The 20,966-nt window shown below is 42.5% G+C and carries 11 protein-coding genes; 2 read left to right on the top strand and 9 right to left on the bottom strand.

The features are described 5' to 3' along the window. Positions 1 to 15: 15 nt before the first annotated feature. Positions 16 to 2,343, bottom strand: coding sequence for an ABC transporter permease (locus NBH14_RS04420; protein WP_186959936.1), 2,328 nt, complete (start codon positions 2,341 to 2,343; stop codon positions 16 to 18). 37 nt (positions 2,344 to 2,380) lie between these two features. On the opposite strand from NBH14_RS04420, the gene NBH14_RS28645 reads away from it, so the two are divergent. Further along, positions 2,381 to 2,509, top strand: coding sequence for a hypothetical protein (locus tag NBH14_RS28645; protein WP_255502305.1), 129 nt, complete (start codon positions 2,381 to 2,383; stop codon positions 2,507 to 2,509). Positions 2,510 to 2,593: 84 nt separating this feature from the next. Continuing rightward, on the top strand, positions 2,594 to 5,470 hold the full coding sequence (locus tag NBH14_RS04415) for a TolB family protein (RefSeq protein ID WP_222622109.1): 2,877 nt from the start codon (positions 2,594 to 2,596) through the stop codon (positions 5,468 to 5,470). 801 nt (positions 5,471 to 6,271) lie between these two features. On the opposite strand, the gene NBH14_RS04410 is transcribed toward NBH14_RS04415, so the two are convergent. The 8 genes from NBH14_RS04410 to NBH14_RS04375 form a co-directional block, all read right to left on the bottom strand. Continuing rightward, on the bottom strand, positions 6,272 to 8,602 hold the full coding sequence (locus tag NBH14_RS04410; protein WP_186959935.1) for a hypothetical protein: 2,331 nt from the start codon (positions 8,600 to 8,602) through the stop codon (positions 6,272 to 6,274). A gap of 34 nt (positions 8,603 to 8,636) precedes the next feature. Continuing rightward, positions 8,637 to 10,610, bottom strand: a complete 1,974-nt coding sequence (locus NBH14_RS04405) for an FAD-dependent oxidoreductase (RefSeq protein WP_186959934.1) — start codon at positions 10,608 to 10,610, stop codon at positions 8,637 to 8,639. Between the two features lie 6 nt (positions 10,611 to 10,616). Then, on the bottom strand, positions 10,617 to 12,062 hold the full coding sequence (locus tag NBH14_RS04400) for a RagB/SusD family nutrient uptake outer membrane protein (protein WP_186959933.1): 1,446 nt from the start codon (positions 12,060 to 12,062) through the stop codon (positions 10,617 to 10,619). 26 nt (positions 12,063 to 12,088) lie between these two features. Further along, complete coding sequence (locus NBH14_RS04395; protein ID WP_186959932.1) at positions 12,089 to 15,475, bottom strand: SusC/RagA family TonB-linked outer membrane protein; 3,387 nt, start codon at positions 15,473 to 15,475, stop codon at positions 12,089 to 12,091. 35 nt (positions 15,476 to 15,510) lie between these two features. Next, positions 15,511 to 16,434: a FecR family protein gene (locus tag NBH14_RS04390; protein WP_186959931.1), complete on the bottom strand. Its 924-nt coding sequence runs from the start codon at positions 16,432 to 16,434 to the stop codon at positions 15,511 to 15,513. A 192-nt stretch (positions 16,435 to 16,626) separates the two neighbouring features. Further along, complete coding sequence (locus tag NBH14_RS04385) at positions 16,627 to 17,199, bottom strand: RNA polymerase sigma-70 factor (protein WP_186959930.1); 573 nt, start codon at positions 17,197 to 17,199, stop codon at positions 16,627 to 16,629. A gap of 190 nt (positions 17,200 to 17,389) precedes the next feature. Further along, positions 17,390 to 19,759 carry an ABC transporter permease gene (locus tag NBH14_RS04380; protein ID WP_222622108.1) on the bottom strand — a complete coding sequence of 790 codons (2,370 nt, stop codon included), beginning with the start codon at positions 19,757 to 19,759 and terminating at the stop codon, positions 17,390 to 17,392. 33 nt (positions 19,760 to 19,792) lie between these two features. Then, positions 19,793 to 20,950 carry a DUF4934 domain-containing protein gene (locus tag NBH14_RS04375; RefSeq protein WP_186959929.1) on the bottom strand — a complete coding sequence of 386 codons (1,158 nt, stop codon included), beginning with the start codon at positions 20,948 to 20,950 and terminating at the stop codon, positions 19,793 to 19,795. Positions 20,951 to 20,966 lie beyond the last annotated feature (16 nt).

Here is a 20,966-nt window from a genome sequence, read left to right as displayed (position 1 = left end):
ATATAATCGTTGAATTTATTCGGATTTAATCACTTCTGCCGGATTCCTGCCTGCGGCTTTCCATATGCGCCAACTTATGCACAAGGTAATAATAAATATGAGACAGATCAAAAGAACCGGATAAATCCAGGCGCTTATCTCTGTTTGTATCACATAATTCTCCAGCCAGGGCTTCATGATGAGGTAACCGACAGGCAAGGCGATGCATGCTGCCAAGCAAAGCAGCAACATGTATTCCTTAAAGAACATGCGTATAATCATTCGGGCAGTAGCACCATTTACTTTGCGGACGGCTATTTCTCTCCGGCGTTGTTCGCAGTTGAGGGTTACCAGGGAGAAAATACCGAACACAGAGATGAGGATGCAGACTACCGTAACGAAGTCGAGCAACTTGATCAGGGCATTTTCCGATTGGAGGAATTTGTTATACTCTTCTTCGGCACTGTCTAATCTGTAGAAGGTAAACTCCGGGTGCTTTTCTTTGATCAATGCGTCGATCCGTCGTTTGCATTCCGGCCATTGTCCTTCATGAAATTTGAAAAGCAGCACTCCGCTGGAACTGATCGAATAATAGTATTCCTGAACGGTGAACACAATCGGTTTCACCGGTATAGTAGGCGATTCTTTACAGAAGTCGCGTATAACACCGATAACCTGTAAACGGGTTGAATCGAACTTTTGGAAATATTTGCCGATCGGGTCCCGCCATCCGAACTCCCGGACTGCTGCTTCGTTGATCATCACTTTGTCCTTTTGATCGTCGTCCTTTAGCATTTTACCACTCAGAAGTTTCAGGTTATAGTAATTGCATATTTGTTCGCCACTGGGAATAAGTTCCAAGCGTATTTCATTTGCTGATGCCGGTTTTTCATCCCATTCCTTCGTTGTCATATATTGTTTTCCTGTGAAAGGAATGAAAGCATTATGATTGCCCGGAAGAATTGTTGTAATCATAGGTCTTTGTTTCAGTTCTTCCCGCAGACTGGCTTCGGACGATTTGGTACTGAATACGAGAGATGCCCTTCCGGCCCGTTCCACGACACGGTCGGAATGTGAAAGGAAGTGTATCTGTTTAATCATTACGACCGTACAGAAGATAAATCCGATACTGATGATAAACTGGAATACCAGGAAGAACTTCTGGAAATAATTCTTTCCGTTCCCTTTCTCCGTCCCCTTGATTGCAGCGTTCAACGACTGGCGGCGGAAATATTGGATCGGGAATAAAGAGATAAAGAATGACAGTACTGCCACAAAAAGCGAATAAAAGATAGCTTCCAGGTAGATTCCGTTGGTGGCCGTATGGATTTCGGATAATTCCCGGAAAGTCGGTAATACCAGTTCGATCAGCAACATGCCGATGAAAATGGCGGCCAGCAAGGTCAGTAAATACTCTATGGAGAATAAACCCATCAGATGCTGGTCTGAGGAGCCGCACACTTTACGTAAGGCAATCTCTTTTCCGCGCATTCGTATCCGGCTGACGAACAATGTCAGATAGTTGAACAGCGAACAGAGGATAACCAGGCCGCCCGATAATGCAAACAGCAGGATATGATTGAATTTAACGGTCGCTTCCTCTATCGGATGATCGTAACGCAGCCGGGTGATCGGTGTCAATACAAAATGTTCCAGTAGCGTATGATCCTGTTTAATCGTATGTTCATATAGCTTTTTGCTGAAAGCCTTGATGTCTGTCCCTTCCCTGACTTTGATATAAGTAGACCAGTTGAAAGCGCCCCAATATGCATATTGATGATTGGCTTCTATTATATCGAAGGGGATATTGGTATGTGTTCCCCATGATTGGACGACTGCACAGACCGGTCTTTTCTCATTATAAATCATCAGTTCTTTTCCGATCGGATTCTCTTTACCGAATAGTTTTTCGGCAAGTTCTTCGGTGATAGCTATTTCTTTATTATCAGGTAACAGGAAATTGGTGTTTCCGCTTATCAACCGGACCGGAAATGTTTTCATCAGGGCGGAGTCCATATCTATTATACTGGATTGATGGGTAATTCCCTCATATTTGAATTCAGAATCGCCACCCCGTGTATTGCCGGCCTGTTCTATCTCAGGAAATGTTTCTTGCAGGTAAGCCGCCAGCGGGGAGGGGGTGACTGTCGATAAACCGTCTTTGCTGTTTTTGTCTTCGTTCCTGACAAGGAAGATACGTTCGGCTCCTTCACGGAAGTTGTCGTAAGTCATTTCATATCGTATCCATAATGTTGCCAGGGCAAAACAGGTAAATCCCATTGCCAGGCCGATGATGCTGACAATCGATTGTGTTTTGTATTTTAATAGGTTGCGTATAGCAATCAGTAAGTAATGTTTTAACATGGTTTCAATTGTAATTGTACATTGAAAAATACAAAAGATGTGCCAAATAGATAACTACTTGGTGGATATGTTGTTATCGGCTGTATGGTGTTGGAGTCTGTGTGTGTATCCGCACGAATTACGTTCGTTTGCGCACGGTGCTGTGCGGATGGTACGGAATAATTAACGTATTCTTCCTTCTACTTTGCCGTAGAAAATGTAAAGCGGATTGGTTATATTTTATAGTTTTGCGGTTTATAACTCTATAAGTATGCAGATACCCGTATCACGATATATCTTTTTAGTGGCGATTTCTCTGTTTGTTAGTCTTCATATGCAGGCTCAGTTTCTGGATTACGGCTCCGATCCGGCACGGTTCAAATGGAACATTGTCAAGTTGCCCCATTATAACCTGGTGTATCCGCAGGGTAATGATTCGATGGCTTATAACTACGCCCTTTATCTGGAAAATGCTTATCCACATTTGCAGAAGACGATCGGGACAGGGATGCAGAAGAAATTTCCGGTGATTCTCCATCCGGCCAATATGTCGTCCAACGGATTGGTATCATGGGCGCCACGCCGTATGGAACTGATCACGACGCCTTCCTCCAAACTCGATGGGGTGAGTTGGGACAAACATCTGGTGCTGCACGAGTCGCGGCATGTCCTCCAGACAAGCAAGGTGATGCGTGGCTGGTTCAAACCTTTATATTATATAATCGGTGAGCAGGCGGCGGGTGTTGCTGCCTTTTTCATGCCGAGCTGGTTCCTGGAAGGCGATGCAGTGGGAACCGAGACTTCCATGTCAAACGGCGGTAGAGGGCGGTTGCCGGAATTCAGTATGCCTTACCGTGCCCAGATGCTGGGAGAAGGAAAGAATTACTCGTTCGATAAATGGTATCTAGGTTCTTATAAAGATTATACGGGCGATTATTATGCATTGGGTTATAACCTGACTTCTTTTGCCCGCCACCGTTTCGGACCGGATATATGGGATAAGACGACCACCCGGTATGTGAACCGCTTCTTTGCGATTCCGATGTTCAGCAATGCCTTTAAACATAATGCCGGGATAAGTATCGACGGACTGTATAATGAGACGTTCGACTTTTTGCGCGACGAATGGAGGAAGATGGACACTGTCGCTGTTATTCCTGATTATCTTTCGCCGAAACCCGGAAAATATACTTCTTACCGTTATCCGCAGGCGGTGAACGACTCGACGGTTATTGCCGTTAAATCAGGTTTGCAGGATATCAATTCGCTGGTTTCGGTAACGAACGGAAAGGAAAAGCGATTGTGTTATCTCGGAACGATCAACAGCCGTTTGAACCTGGCCGGCAACAAGGTGTACTGGACAGAGATTGTTCCGGGCCTGCGTTGGACACATGAAAATTATTCCGTTATAAAACAATATGATTTAGAAACGGGAAAGGTGACGATGCTTACTCCCCGCGGGCGTTATCTGGCTCCGGCTATCGACAAGGACAACCGGACGGCAGCCGTTTCCCGTTTTACGGTAAGCGGTGAAAACCAGTTGGTGCTGGTCGACCTGGCAACGGGAAAGGAACAGCGTTATTTTACTGTTCCGGATAATGCCTTCATCAAAGAGCTAACTTACGATGATAATGGAATGATTACTGCCGTAGCCGTAACCGCTACCGGCATAAGTCTGCTGCAACTGGATACGCAGACCGGTGCATGGAGTGAATTGCTGGCAACCACTTCCGTAAATATTACCGCCCCGCTTTGGAGCAACGGCAAACTGTTTTTTGAATCGGGAGCCAACGGAACCAATAATATCTATTATCTGAATCCGTCGGATACGGCCACTTACCGGTTGACATCTGCCCGTTTCGGGGCTTTCGATCCGGCTTTTACTCCCGGTAAAGACAAACTGCTTTATTCGGATTACCAGGCAGATGGATATCGTATCGGTTCTTTGGCGGTGGATAGCCTGGAAGCAGAAAAGGCGGACTTGGGCGATCCTTATCATTCTTCGCTGGTTACTTCGCTGGTTGAACAGGAGCAGTTCAATCTGGATTCAGCCAAACTGACTCCTGTCGAGTTTAATCCGCGGCCTTACCGCAAAGGAGCGCATACGTTTAAGTTGCATAGTTGGGCCCCCTTCTATTATGATGTGGCGGAAGCGATGAATACGGGGGCTGACGATCTGAGTACGATCGTGAAACCGGGTGTTATGGTCCTTTCGCAAAATACGTTGAACACGGCTATCATGCAGGCAGGATGGTATTATCGTAAGGGTGAACATCATGGCAAATTATCATTTACCTATAAAGGTTGGTTTCCGGTCATCGATATCGCTGCCGATTATGGCGGTAAAGCATTCGATGTGACCTGGGTGACCAACGACAAGGATAAGGAAGTGGCACAGGCGGCAACCGTAAGACGCACCTTGCTGGAGGCTGAGGCGCGTGTCTACCTTCCTTTCAATCTTACCCGCAACCATTATATCCGGGGAATACAACCGGCGGTTGCCTATTATTTTACCAACGACAGGTATCAGCAATATGAAAGCCGTACATACAGCAATTTCCAGTATATCCTGCCGGAAGTATTGTTTTACAGTTACCGCCGGAAAGCCCAGCGTGATATCCTGCCCCGCTGGGGATATCAGTTGCGGTTGCAGTATCTCCAGTCTCCTTTCAATAAGGAAAACTACGGAAGCCTGTATGCCGGACGCCTGACGACTTATTGGCCGGGTATCCTGCGTAATCACGGATTGATGTTGCGTATGGGATACCAATACCAGAGTGTGGACAATAAAACCCTGTATTTACCCAAACATTTGATAGATAAGCCTCGCGGATATAATTTCATGTATCAGACCCGTCAGCAGATAGCCTTTAAGGCTGATTATGCTTTTTCAGTCTTTTCACCGGATCTCAGCCTCGGGCAACTGGCTTATATCCGCCGCCTGCGTGCCAACCTATTTTACGACCTGAACCGTAATCAGGCTGCCAAAGGCCGTGACTGGACAACACAAAGTTCATTCGGTACCGACCTGATTTTCGACTGGAATGTCTTCCGGATGAGTTTCCCGCTGACAACCGGCGTACGGTTGATACAACCGATCGATTATGGCAAGTTCCAGGTCGAGGCACTGTTTTCTATCACATTTTAGGAAATTAATAAGTGCTCATCTATCCGGTCTGTGTCATCAACGTACCATAGCGAAGTGATGTTATGGCCATATCTGACAAGGAGTGAAACAATGGCTATCACCAACAAAAGTTTTCTATTTTTTTTCCTTCATTCCTTCATGTCTGTATTTATATATTTGTAAATCAGCTAATAGAAGATGAAGGCGATGAAGACAATGAGGGTTGCCACATGATGAATTTCATATTTTATCGTCACGCAGCGAACGACGTGCGGATATAAGTTACCCCCAAAATCCATCCAATGTACCTGGTGGCATAGTGGTATAAAAGGTATATCCTATCTACTTACTGGTAGATATCTAAGAAGTAACAGATATACTTCTATACCCAAAGTCCCGTATTCTTTCTTGTTTGTCAGCTGTCAAACGCTTGTTCAGTATCTGTCGTACGCTTATTTGACAGCTGTCAAACAAGCGTACGACAGATGCAAATAAAGAAAAGAGTTCCGACTAAAGATTTAAATATTAGTAGGATACATGCTTGCGGCATACTACTTGCCCTCTTGTAGATAGGCAGATAAATCCCCTTTACCCATATTTGCGATGGGAAATTTGAATTATGGTAAGATATTGGATGCTAATCTTCATTGCCTTCATTTGTAATAGGCTTTTTATCAGTATTATACCATGTGAGATGAAGGAATGAAGGAAAAATATTAGAAAACTTTTATTAGGAGTAGTGCTCATGACGGAAGAACTGAACCATCCTGGTATCCTCATAGGCAGCTATTTATTTAACGGAAAATAAATAGCTGCCAAAGACTATCTTAACATGATCTTTTGAGTTCCGCTTAACCCATACTGGTCTGTAAAGCGTACTATAACAGTACCTTTATTATTCGTATGAATTGTATTTACATTAGAGGCAGATCGGATAAGCCTGCCATCCATCGTAAATAGATCTACTTTTCTGACTGTCTCAGAGAAAATAAGATTGTTGGAAACTAAATCGAAATAGACAGAAGTTTCCGGCTGTTTAGCTATTCTGTCATTGCCGGTTGCTTTCAGTGAGTTTAATTTCCATGCAGCAAAACCGTTATTTGCTGAAAGGACGTATAGGATAGGAGAATTATCTGCAGCTATTCCGATCTCTATATCTCCGGCTATGCTTGGTTTATTTCCTAAAACGGGAGAAGAAGCCCATAATGTTTTTGTATCTGGTTTGCCTGGCTCCAATGTGTAAACATCTACTTTGTTTTCATTTAAAACGGCCAGATAGTCCAATCCATCCTGAGTGAGAATATACCGGATAGCTGTACCTTCCAATGTGGATTGCGATTCACTTATTTGTTTCCCGTCACAATACAGGAACTTTCCTCCGTTTGCGTTCCAGTAAAACGATTTATCAGGTTTCACGGCCAGATGCCCTTTGCCGGATGAAGGGATTGTAAATTCTTCCTCCGTGTAAAAGCCATCCCATTTATTGGGAGCACCCATGCCAAACGTATAGACATAGTTTTCCGTTTCTGATTCAGTTGTTGCATATATTTGGGCTGTACCTTGATTCACACTGCCTGAGGCAAAGATGTTTCCTCCTAAAAATGCGGGACATTCAGAATCATAGGAAAAAGTAATGTCATTGAGACTTCCCTGATGTGTATTGTCCGGGAATGAAAAAGCATTCATGGTTTCTGTCTCTTCTACGACAAAAGTGGTCATTAGTATTCCATCTTCTGTAACAGTAGCATCATGCATTTCCCTACCCCAGATGCCGCTTATTGAAAGTTCCCCTTTTATGTGCCCTTTTTCGGCATCATATATGAATATATTTTTCCGGTATTCTCCGCTTGGTCCCCAGGTGTCTTCCCAATCTTTAGGCTGGTCCGGGTCGATATAAAGATTCTTGACAATATAAATGCACTTCTCTCCGCCCACTGTTCCATAAGCCATTCCTGTTGTTTTATCCTGGTCGGATTCAAGGTCTGAATAGAAACCGGGAAGATTGTTCCCTTCTATTGAATTTTCCCATAACAGAGTAAAATGATCGTTCGAGCGATTGGCTGGTGCGTCGTATAATCCCGTTACTTTAAATGCGGCAAAACCGTTGTTTGAAGATAAGCAATAAATATACAAGTCATTCTCTTTCCATTTGAAATCGATATCCCCCATGTTCCCGCTCAGATCACCTAAAGTAGGGCATTGGGCAACACAATTGAATGAATGTAAATTCCCCGGAAGCATGGAATAGATTTTAGTCACGATGCCATTGCCCGGAAAAATACCTGAGGCATTGCTATAGGAGTTTAAGAGGTAATAATACCGTCCGTTATGAGGATTTGTTCCTATATATCGGATTGTCTGGGAAAGGGTTAACTCCGGAGTCATGTTCTGTGTATTGCCGGCATAAGAGCCATCGGGTGTAAGCATATGCAATGCTTTGTGGCTCCCTTTTACTAAAATGCTGCCATCCGGGTTGACAGTGCAGTTGTAAAGTGTGTTATTGTCGGGAACTTGTCCGAAGTCGGTTGCTGAAGTAGAAATTGATCCGTCTTTCCCCAAAGCGAAATGACGGATATATACCGGTTTGTCCGGATTGGGATTTCCCAGGCCTTCTGTTGATCCGGCTATCCAGAGTTTGGCAGTCCCGTCAGCGATATTCCCGGCAATACTTAGTTTTTCCACACGTATGTCGGTCGTTTCAGGAAGCGAAGTAATAACAGGTGTTGCATTGAGTCCGTCCCACATACAGAAATCAAGGCTGTTTCCGATAACCGACAGACTTACGGTATATATTTTCCCCTCTGCGATTTCAATATCGGCAATCTTATGGATGGAACCTAATGTGGAGGAATTAACCGGGTCCATATTCAGCCTGCCTGCCCAGTCACCTGTTCCGGCATCATAATAATTGATAGCATTGCCGTCGGTATTGCTGCCTGTCGTTATAAAGACATACTCTTTGTCTCCGAATTTCCCATAAGCCAGCCCTCTGTTGAGGTTTTCCCCTAAGCCGTCAACTCCTGAAAAGTCTTTTGCCTTGTCTAACGTGTTTTGAACATGGGATATCTGCCAGATACTGGTGATATCAACAGTCGCATACGATGCGCTCCCCAAAAGGAGCGTTGCCATAATAAAAGTAATTTTCTTATTCATAAACGATAATAATTAGGTAAAATATGAAAGTATTTCAATAATCAGGAATCAGTAGAAGGGCATCGGCAAAGAATGGTCCGACCGATCGCTCTCCTACTAATTTTAGTTGAGTTTCAGAATCTTTATCCAGCCAGTAAGAACCCAAGAGAGCCCAGTCCCCTGCTTTCTCCGTTGGATTGACAGTTGCTGTATATATATTCCGGTTAGCCGTTATCTCAAAGGAAATACAGGAACTCATCTCTTCCGGACTCATGGGCGTACAGTAATAATAAACAGAATAATTCCCAGACTCCCTGATCACAGGAAAAAAGGAAAAGAAGCAATCGTTCGGGGCGGCCCATGAAAACATAAAGCTGTTTTTATAATGATCGCCAAAACGTTTGAACCAATTATCCGAGTATTTTATTTTATCGATATCTGTATCGTCTACGAGTATGTCTGGTTTTGAGCCATCCAGATAAGGGTCTTCCCTTAACTTTTCTCTCAGTTCTTTTGAACTTACTTTTTGTATGGCGCAACCTGTCTCTGCGGCGATGGATGCAGCCATGCCTGCAACTTGTCCGAGCATCATAAACACTGGTTCCATTCTTATGGAGCCATACGCTATATGTGATGCCGAAAGACAGACGGGAACCAGTAAATTCTGACATTCATTATACCGTGGAAAGAGGCTACGGTATGAAATAGGGTAGGGAGGGAAGCCATGGTATTGCACATCTCCTTCATTCTTTACCATTCCGTTCACGACTATTCTCCGGCAGTTATGAGAATCCATACCATAGGCAGCCAGTGCTATGCCGTCTTCTACAATTTCATTTCCCTGGCAATTATGTTGTGTCATTACATATTCACCTTTCAGCCTCCGGCCTTCCCTGATATATAGTTGGGGTGGAAAATTGTCATTGGCTGTGAATTCATCTTTTGCCCATCCCCATTCAGAGGCTTCTTTCCGTAATTTGGCCGGTACTTTTTCTTCATTTGCCAGGAAGTATAATAATCCTTTGATGTAAAGTTCGTGTTCATAGGCTATCTTTTTACGTTCTTCCGGACTGCCTTCTATATAAGAGTGATTCATGCCGATCAGGTCCGTAGAAAAAGGACCGTTGTTATTTATGTCGTATTTCTTATCCGGCATGTCCCGGTTGATCGAAAGTATCTCTCCCAATTTATATTCCTTTTTCTCCAGCATACGAAGGAGTAATTCATATTGATCCGGGTTATACGTTTCCGGTTTTTCAAAAGGACGCCGGAGTTGTTGGTCATTTGTCAGGCACAGCCGGTAATTGTATGCCTGTACACTACTGTCTCCTGTCCCTTTGGAAGCTAAAGGATGATCGCTGATTCCCCAGCACAATCCGGAAGGAGGATTTCCTTTCTCTTTATATGGATCGATACTGTCGGGAAACTGGTGCTTGTCAAGTAACTGAACCCCGTTTAATGTTTCGTTGTATATTGAATTATCCTCTCTGCCGACGGTATATGAAATACCTGCCGCAGCCATAAGATCTCCTTCATAAGAACAATCGATGAATTGCTTCGCTCTGATGGTGATGAATTCGGGAGTGCCTTCTTCTCCTATCCGTTGTAAACGGACGTATCTTATCCGTTTACCTGATTTCATAGCCGATATAAGCCGGTGGTTCTTTAAAACAGGAAATTCAGAACTGTCGATGTATTCGTCGAGTACCTTTTGAGCGACACTAGGCGGGAAAGACCATTGTTCGAATTTCTTATAATGTTGCCCTATTTTCCTGTAAAATAAGCGGGATAGACCTGTAATGGTATATTTATTGCCGATGTCCGTATAACCCAGTCCACCCGTAGTCATACCTCCCAGATGATCGGATGGCTCAATCAACAGTGCTGATTTTCCCATCTTTTCAACTGAATAGGCTGCTATGACGCCGGATGCGGTTCCTCCATATATACAGACATCCACTTCTGTTTGTTTATCCTGACAGGAAAAACAGAAAACCAGAAATAATATGGATACAATATAGTGTTTCATCGTATTTCAATATCCTGGATTTTGTTTTAATATCCCTTTATATTCAATGATATATTGGGTTGGTATCGGGAACAGTATCTGTTCCGGGCGTAAAACGCTGTTGGGCATCTTGCTGGCTACTTCATAAAATTTGCCGTGACGGACCAGATCCTGATAGCGGTGTCCTTCCAGATAAAATTCATGTGCACGCTCCATAAGTACTGCATCTCTGAATTCCTGCTGTGAAAGTCCGTTGGGTAAATTGGCCAGTCCCGTCCGTGGGCGTACTTTATTAAAATAGGCCCTTGCTTTATTGGTTGGCCCGTTCAGTTCGTTTTCTGCTTCAGCCATGGAAAGCCATACGTCTGCATATCGTTGACGCACAATGATATGGTTTGAGTTATGTCCGACCATTGCTGGATCTTCATCATATTTCATCGCAATAGCACCGATCATATTACTCCGGTTATATTGTTTCCCGTCTGTTCCAATATAAGATTGGGGTAATCCTGAAAGGCGACTGTCTGCCGGATCAAATGTGTCTATGAAAGACCATCTTACATAATAGACCCCCCATTTTGTCCCTTTCCAGGGATAAGATGAAGGAAGGGATATGGCATGCCAGGTGTTGCCGTTATTAGGGATACTCTGTTTACGCGGCACTCCGTAAATAACTTCCTTGTTCCGTTGATTATTAATGCTGAAAATACTTAAATAGTCATCTTGCAGTTCATAATAGTTCAGGTCGATGATCTCCTGCCCATACTTTGACACCTTTTCCCAGTCTTTTTCGATCATATAAAGCTGCATCAGGATCATATAAGCTATTCCTTTGTTCATGCGGCCGTATTCTTCCTCGGGTGATTGATCTTTCGGATGTTTCAAATAAGGTAATGCCTGGTTTATCTCCTCCTGGATAATTTTGATGTATTCTTCTTTGGAGGGACGGGGAGTATATTCCACGATATTAGGATTCAATACCAATTCATCCGGAACGATAGGGACCGTACCGAAATAAATATAAAAATGGTGTAGGAGATAGGCGCGTATCACTCTTGCTTCCGCAATATAGAGGTTCTTGACATCTTCGGAGATATTGTCGAGAGCCTGTAAACGGAGAACAAACGCGCGGCAAGTCGTGACTTCTTTGACTTTGGAAAATTTGTCAAGCAAGTCCATTTCAGGCCGTGCGAAATTATCCGGGGTATAGCGGTGCTCCATGAACCAATCCCATCCGTTGTTTCCTCCCAGAATGTCGGCAGCCATGTCACTGATCAGAAACGCACCTAATTGATTCCCATTAATCCATCCGCCATGGGGACCTTGCATGATTTCGTAAAGGGATGCCAGTGCCGCTTTACAATCATTCTCATTTTTAAAGAAATTCGATTCTTCCAGCTTTGAATATTCTTCCATCTCCAGTGTACAACTGAAACAGAAGAGGGATAATACTAACAGATAAATATTTTTCATATATAATAGATTTAATAGATGTAAAATCAATAACTGAATTGAAACCCTACGGAATAAGTCCGTTGATTGGGATAGGATGCTGCCCGGCTATCCGATTCAGGATCTAATCCTTTATAAGGTGTGATCAGGATCGGATTCTGTAAAGAGGCAAAAACCCTTAAACTTCCTTTCCGGAGGGGCAGCTTGTATCCGAAGTCGATGTTGCTAACCCTGGTGAACCAAGCCTTCTGCAGGTAGTAATCGCCAATGCCATATCCGCTGAACCTCTGTAAAGAGGAAGGAAGAGTTCCTTGCCTGTTATCGCTGTTCCAACGGTCTTTTACATCGACCATCTGATTCAAACCTTGTTCCAGGTTGGTGACATCTGTCAGCAATGAATAAGTCGCATTGGTCATCCATCGGTTGAAAACGCCGTACATACTGATATTCAGATCCAGGCTTTTGTATCTGAATGTGTTTGTCAAGCCTAATGTGAAAGGGGTATTGACTCCAATGCGTACCTTATCAGCGTTATCCAGGATACCGTCAGGCTTGCCGAGACGTTTGGGAATTCCGTTATCATCGAGCACCAGGTTACCGTTTTCATCTTTCAGGTAGCCATCGATGTCTTTGAATTTAATTGTTCCGGGAATAGCCCCGGTAGTATAAGGAAGAGTTTCCCCTTCCTGCACCAGTCCGTCGGATTGATGATACCATAATTCTCCGAAATATGCTTTTTCCGAATCATATATATCCGGCCGCCAGCTATCATCTCTTTTAAGCCATCTGTCCCGGTAGTAGGTGTAGGTCAAGTTGGTTTCCCATGAGAAGTTTTTACTTCGTATATTCTGGCTGTTCAATGTAAATTCAAATCCGTAGGTTTGCTTTTTTTGATCGAGATTAGCGGTGATACCGGTAGCTTCGCCTGTCGACAGAAGTGGTTTCCATCCTAAGATATCGGAGACTACCCGGTTGTAATAATCAAACGTACCCGACAATCTTCCCTGCCATAAGTCAAAGTCCAGTCCGAGATTGAAATCTGTTTGTGTCTCCCATTTTAAATCAGGATTCCCCAATCCGCCTAATTTGATGGAAGAAACGATCTGCTCTCCCCAGACAATAAGGTCACCGGGAATATAATAGTTTGAAAAGGCTGTTCCGATATTGTCATTTCCGGTTTGTCCATATCCGACACGCAGTTTCATTTGGTTAATAACGGAGCGCGTATCATCCATGAATTTTTCTTTTGCGATATCCCACCCGAGTGAGACGCCGGGAAAATATCCCCATTGGTGGTTTTTTGCGAAATTAGAGGAACCATCTACACGCAAGTTGGCTGTCAGGAAATATTTTTCATCATATGAATAATTGACTCGTCCGATATAAGCCAATGCTTCCGATTTGCTTCCGTATGAACCTATATTCGGCCGGTCGGCAGCTAACCCCAGATAGTTCCATGAGAAGTTATCAGAAGGGAAATTCCATCCGGTTGCACGGGTGCCCTGCCGGTTAGTCTGGATATACTCGGTTACAAACATGGCAGTGAGGTGATGTTTATCCACAAATGATTTGTGATAATTTGCTGTAAATTGGAACTGATAATCATTCTTTTCTCCGACAGCCTTGTCTGCACGGCCACGGGTCTTTTCCCCTACGATTGTTGTTGTGGGAATATATGAAAATCCCTGGCTTATGTATATATCCGTGCCTCCTCTGATTTTCAGGTCGAGTCCCGGGAGCAAATTATATGAGAAGTAGATATTCCCTATTATACGGTCATTCTTGGTTTTATTCGACATTTCAAGTATTGAAACCGGATTCGATAGAAAAGAAGCATATTGGTTGATCGTGTAGGTGCCATTGTTGTCTTTGACCTCAAGGTTAGGAGGAAACTGATAGGCTGTCCGCAACAGATCGGATGCTTCGGCAAATCCGTCCTGCAGAGGTACATTATCCATATTGGTGCGGTTGGCATGGAGGGTTATTCCCAGGGTCGCTTTATTACCAAACTTCTGGTCGATATTAATCTGGGCAGTGAACTTCTTATAATTATTGTTTTTTATCACTCCTTCCTGATTAAAATAGCCGAATGAGGCATAATACTTTGAAGACTGGCTTCCTCCCTGTATGTTTGCCCCGTAATTTTGAATCATGCCGACCCGGGATATTTCTTTAAACCAGTCAGTTCCTTGCCGTCCTTTCCATGTGTCAAAATCGTCCGCAAGATACCGGTCCCTGTATTCCGGCAATCCCGCATCGCCCCACTGCCTGTTGCCGTAAGGGACTATTTGGTTGTCGTACATGAAGCGTTCTTTTATTGCACGGTTCGTTTCAGACATAAAATCGGACGCATTCAATAAATCCGGAGTGTTGTAAGCATGTGACCATCCTATATTTGCCACTCCTTCTACACGCGGCTCGATGCTTGTTCCCCGTTTGGTGGTTATGAGGATAACACCTCCTGCCGCTTTAGATCCGTAGATGGAAGTGGCAGAGGCATCTTTCAGTATATCGATACTCAATATATCATTCGGGTTGATTGAGGCAAGTGCGGCATCCGTGTCTCCTGTGCTGTATTCTCCGGTGGATACATTCGAAAAGGAAGAAGTGATCGGGAATCCGTCGACGATAATCAACGGCTGACGGTTAGAGGCTCCTCCCCTGATCTGAAGATTCACCCTTCCTCCCGGTTGGGCGGAGGCCAACGTTGTGGTTAACCCTGCTGCTTTTCCTCCGAGAAATTGGGTGACGGTTGCTCCTCCTATAGGTGGTATGGTGTTCATTTTTACACTGGTATGGGAACCTGTGATTTCTTTTCTTTTCAATGTCCCGTATCCGATAACGACAACTTCCTCCAGTGTTTTCTGATCTTCCTTAAGAACGACTTTGATGTTTGTCTTATTCCGGACAGGGATCTCTTGGGAGATGTATCCCAAGTAAGATACAACTAAAACTGCATCAGGCCGGGTATTCAGTATGAATTCGCCATTCGCATTGGTTATCACTCCTTGTGTAGAACCTTTAACAGATACACTGGCTCCTATCAGAAGTTCTCCGGTCTCATCCGTTACAACTCCTGAAACCAATATTGTCTGTTTTTCTTCCAGGTGTTTCCGGGTGTTGAGAATGATATTTTTATTCTCAACCAGGTAATGGATGGGGGTATTTACAAGTGCGGAATGCAACAGGCTTTTTACATCGTCGGTTTTTAAAGGGACGGACGATAGCATCATTTTTATATCTATCTCTGTCTCATTATAAACAAATAAATAATCGGATTGTCTTTCAATCTGCTGAATCAGTTCGCCTAAAGTTATTTTACTTTTGGGCAATTGGATAGGTTGTGCACAGATGTTGGTGTGAATAAAAAGGAACGTCACTGCCAACAAATAGAAAAACAAACTAAAAGTGTTACAACGGGTTGATTTTTTCATCTTGTATTTTCTTTTTATGGTTTTTATTATCATTGTCAATAGATTATGTATGTATGGGTGTCTTCTTCTTTCGTGAAAGAGAACTGATAGTTTTTCTGCAATGTCAGGAGTATATGTTCGATGCCATCCTTATTCCTGAATTTGCCGGTACACATTTGTGCTCCTATCTGCGGATTTTTCAATTCTATACTGACTTCATGTAATAGGGACAGATGGGCAAAAACATCTGATAACGGCTGGTTTTTGAAAGAATAGATACCGACCTTCCATAAGAAATTTTCATCCGGATCAATGGAAGAACGGATAAGGGTTCCATTGGACAGCCGTACTTTCTCGTTGGGTTGAAGACGCATATCTACTGTCTGGCTTTTATCCTGAAGACTGACAGCTCCTTCTATTAAGGAACATTCAAATAATCCGGACTTCTGATAAGAGAACACATTGAAGGAGGTACCCAATACCGTAATATCATACATTTCTGTTTGAACGATAAAAGGATTCTTTTTATCGGGAGTAACCTCGAAATAAGCCTCTCCGTCTAATTCCACTATCCGGGTATTTTCTTTTTTATTGTTCTGAAATGACAGTATCGAATTAGAGTTCAGCCAGACTTTAGTCCCGTCCGATAAAACCAGTTCCAGCCGTTGTCCCTGCGGACAGGTAATGGTCTTTACTGCCATTTGCGATTCTTTATCCGATACCAGGAGGTAACTTAATCCCAAACTTAATAAGACCAGAAATACTGCGGCTACTCTCCATAATACATTAACCGTTGAATGTCTCTTGATTTTCTTATCAGGAATGTATTCCGTATTCCAAATGGAGATGTCATGAAGTTTTCTAAGTTCCAGAAAGTCCTTTTTATTCTTCTCTTCTTTCTCTATCCACGCCATGACGTCTTCTCTTTCACGGGTGGATATTGTTCCTTTAAGATATTTCTCAATTGTTTTTTGATCCATCTTTGTAGCTTTTATATAATTAATACGGATGAAATGAGCCTATCCCTAAAAGGGTGTATATAATTTCTCCCTTATTATTTGAAATAATCAGGGGTGTTTGGATGTAAATCCTTTAAACTTAAAGGGTGATTTATTCTTGGGGGGGCGGTTTTTCAGAAATAAAATAGTATATATGTTGTTTCCCTGTAAGTATTAAGCATACAAGAATAGTATTACAGGTAAATAATCTTTCAGTTTTTTTCTCAGTAAAGACAATGATTTCGTTATATGGTATTCTACGGACTTTATACTTATTCCCAATTCGCCGGCTATTTCGTTAGCCGATTTATTATCAATGCGGCTGAGTTTAAATATTAGTCGTGTCTGTTCCGGTAATTGTTTCAGTGTATTATCTACTATCTTTTGGATATCAGATATAAATAGTTCCTGAGGTACTGTCGATTCGAGTAATGAAATCCGGAAGACCAGTTCGCGTTGTGAGATTTCCGTTAATTCTTCATGTGTTTTTGTGTTGACTTGTATCTTTCTTAAATGATCCAGACATTTGTTCCGGATAATAGTTAAAAGGAAAGCTTTACGTTGGACTGTGGTGTATGATTCATCCCAGTTTTCCCACAGTTTTATGAGTGCTTCGGATGCAATATCCTCTGACAAATGTTGGTCATGCAAATAGGATTGTGCATATACAAAGCTGCGGTGAAAATAATCAGGGTAATTTTCACTAAAAGTGATTGTTTTGGAAAGGGTATCTTTGTGTAATTCCATTCTCCTTATAACTCTTTATGTACAAATTTAGCATTTTGGACTAAATAAAAAAAGTTATCTTTACTTTTAACTAAATTGGTCTGAAGTAAAGAAATGTCCGGATTTCTTTCGCTTTATATAAATACGAATTAGAAGGAGTGTACCCTAATTGAACGGGTGTTTTTTTGTATAGCCGGTCTGTTTTAACCGGCTATTCCGTCTTGATAGCTTTTGCCGGGTTTGTCCGTGCCGCTTTTCGGATTTGCCAGATTAGGGTGAGCAGGGAAATACCTGCGGTGATCAGGAAAGCAATAGCGAAAATCCACCAGGATAATGGAGCTTTATTGGCAAAGTTTTCCAGATATCTCGTGATTGCCAACCAGGAAAGAGGAGTGGCTATCAGGAAAGAGAATCCGAGTAACTTGTAATATTTCCGCAATAACAAATTCATGATGGCTCCTGTGGTTGCCCCGTTCACTTTGCGGATCGCTATCTCCTTGTAACGCTGTTGAATATCGAAAAGGGAAAGGCTGAATAATCCCATAGAAGAGATCAGGATGGAGACGAGGGTAAAAACGGAATAGATCCGGGCAACCAACCGGTCTTTTTCGTACATGGCACTGATCTCGTCTTCTACAAAAGTGTATTCAAATTCTCCTCCGATAGTCTTGTCATGGAGTTCTTTCAGAAGTTTGATCGCTTCCGGCCGGCGTCCGGGGACAATGGATGCCATGAGTTTCCCCGGCCAAAACAGTTCATCTTCTATATCTTTGAATGTCATGATGACGGGAAGATTACGCTGGGAGAGATGCACTACCTGAAATTCGGGAGTAAAACCTTTTACCAGAAGCGAACTGATACCATCATATGACTCTTTTTCCAGCTCTGTAGGAGGGATTCCTCCTTTACTGAATAATTTTTTAGCCGTTTCATTCATCAAGATTTCTTTTTCGCTCTTCGGAAAGCCGTCTGCGGAAACTGGTATTTGGTATAAATCAAAGAAACTTTTATATAGTCTGACATGAAGTACCTCCAGCCATTCTCCTCCGGGGATGCGCATACTGACCTTGCCGTAGTTATCAGTTGGTAATTCATACGGACTTTCTCCATAGGAGAACGACTGGAACAGAGGGGATGCTTTGAGTGTTTCCTGTATGGCGGAGGAAACGCTTTCAGTCTGTTTCTGATCTTCTTCACCATAAGTCATCTTTGAAGAAGGACGTATAAACCAGGCTTTTATAATGTCTTTAGTCCGGTATCCCAGGTCAGCATGCAACATGAAGTGCAGTTGCTTCATAAAGAAAATGGATGATATGATTAGGCAACAAGTGATAACATACTGCACGACCAGAAACAACGAACGGGTAGCCATCTTGTTTTTTCCGGGGGTGGCTCCCTGAAGTGAACGGATGGTTTGCCGGAAGCTATAGTTGAAAAATGGATATAACGTAATAATCAGTGGAAGCCCCAGCAAAAGAATAACGGTTAATATCATATTGAAAGAAGAACCGACGATGGCAGTGATACCTAACTGGTTTTCTTGTATCGGCAGGGTGATTTCGATAATCATCCAACTGAGAAAAAGGGAGATAGTTGTCAGTACCAGATTCTCTGCGTATAGCTGGATGAATAATTGTGCTGGCCTTGCCCCGAATACCTTTTTCATTCCCAGTTCCCGGCCTCGTTTAATGATAACGACCGAACTGATATGGATAAAGTTGAACAGTCCGATCAATAAAAGCAGGATCGCAACGAATGAGAGGATTTTCAGGCTGTCCGGGTTTCCTTGGTGGAACGTATTTACTCCTTTATCGACAGCTTTATCCATGTATAGTTTATCCAGCGGAATAACCTGGAAAGAGAACGTTTTTTGGGCGGCTTTATGGTTTTCTGCCTTGAGTTTGTCGTTAATGCGATCCGCATCGATACCGGGATAGGCTAAAGCAACACTAAAGTAATTAACCGGCGGCCAACGCCATTGCAGTTCTTTAGATATCAGCAGGTCGAAGGTCAAAGAACTGGGTGTCTCCGTTTCTCCGATAATTCCCTGGATAGTCAGTATATTTCCGTTATAGTCGACGTTCTTACCGATCGGATTTTCTTTACCGAACAGTTTCCGGGCGAATCGGTTTGTGATAACGGCTCCTTTAGGGTCGGCTAACAGTTGGGCACGGTTCCCTTCTACCAGCGGAAAATCCAGTATTTGAAGGAAAGCGGTGTCTGTAGCTAATACATGTGCTTTGAATTTGTTCTCATCTACCTGTATTTCGACATTACTGAGGGAGACAAAGGAGGTTCTTTTCTCTATTTCCGGTATATCCAGCGGATTGATATAGTTCTTTTTCAGGAGTATATTATCTGTTGTAAACAAAAGAGGTATCCGTTCACCGCTTTCCCACTGACGTACACTCAGATATATCCGCTCATGATTGGTATTGAAATGGTCTGTTGTAGCTTCGCTGTAAACATACCGGCTGATAATGATCACACAGGCCAGGCTTAACGCCAAGCCAAGGACGTTAATAACAGTGTATAAACGGAAACGCATCAGTGAGCGTATGGATAGTAGGATGATTTTCATAGGAATATATTAATCAATAGTTACGTATTCTTATTATTTGAATTTAATAATCCTTACTACCGGATTATCATCTTCGTTAAGTGTCTTTATAAACTTTTCAACATTGCCTTTCAATTGCTTTTTCTTATATGCGTTTATTATTGACGATGGCTGAATCAGATTAGCATTCATATTCTTTCCCATGGCAGGGGGATTGCCTGGACTCCATGTGTCTTTAAACTCAGCATCGGAAAATGACACTTTACTTATTTCACCGGTTTCAAATTCATACATAAATCTTGGAATCTTTCCACCCTTGTTGAAATCTAAAAGAATTGTACCGATAACAATAAATTTATCTGTCGTTAAAAGAGTTGCCCATACATTTCTTGGCTCAGATGCATGGACAGATGGTTTGCGGGTTAAGACAGGAATTAACTTCTTGTTGGGTGGACTTAACTGATATAATGTGTCAGACGATATATCTGCAATCATTAAATCTTGACCATGGTACATACTTTCGGTATAAAACATATAAGTAGGTCGCCAACCTTTCTCCACTATTTCGGCAAAACGGATTGAATATCTTTTAGGGAAATAAAAGTCCAAAACGGAAATCAAACTTCCATCTTTTTTTGACACAAGGCGGTAAGGAGCTTTTTTTGTTTTGTATTCAAGACCAGGATCTATAACTACATCATCATATACAAGCAGTGCTTCATCACCAAAATCGAAAACTTTAGAATAACTTTCAACCGTATTTATTTTCAAAGTTCGTTTGTATTCTCCTTTCAGCGAATAAACCAGAATGGATTGGTTACATACAAATATTTCTTCATTCTTTTCATCCAAAATTGTACCGGCGTCTCCAATCCATGCATATTCCCGGCCGCTTTGTCCTTTATGGTTGAAATGAGAATATATTTTACCGTTTCTATTGAAAACAAATATATTACCTCGCCAAGGTTCATGTATAAGAATATATTTGTCGGAAATACCAGAAAGCACAAGTCTGTCACCCAATAAAACATCATCTGTTGTCTCAAGCGGAATATATTCACTCTCAGCGATATCTTGAAGAAGTATCTCTTTCTTTGGATATTGTTTTGAAAAATCAATTACTGGCAAGTCCCCTTTTTTTGATTGGGGACTTACTGTCTGACTTCCAGTAAAGAAGAACAATATCAATAAGATAAGATTATAAATCTTCATAATATTTGATTTATCA

The organism is Parabacteroides caecihominis (genome assembly GCF_023656785.1).
Lineage (GTDB): Bacteria > Bacteroidota > Bacteroidia > Bacteroidales > Tannerellaceae > Parabacteroides > Parabacteroides segnis.
This window is presented reverse-complemented; position numbering and strand designations above follow the sequence as displayed.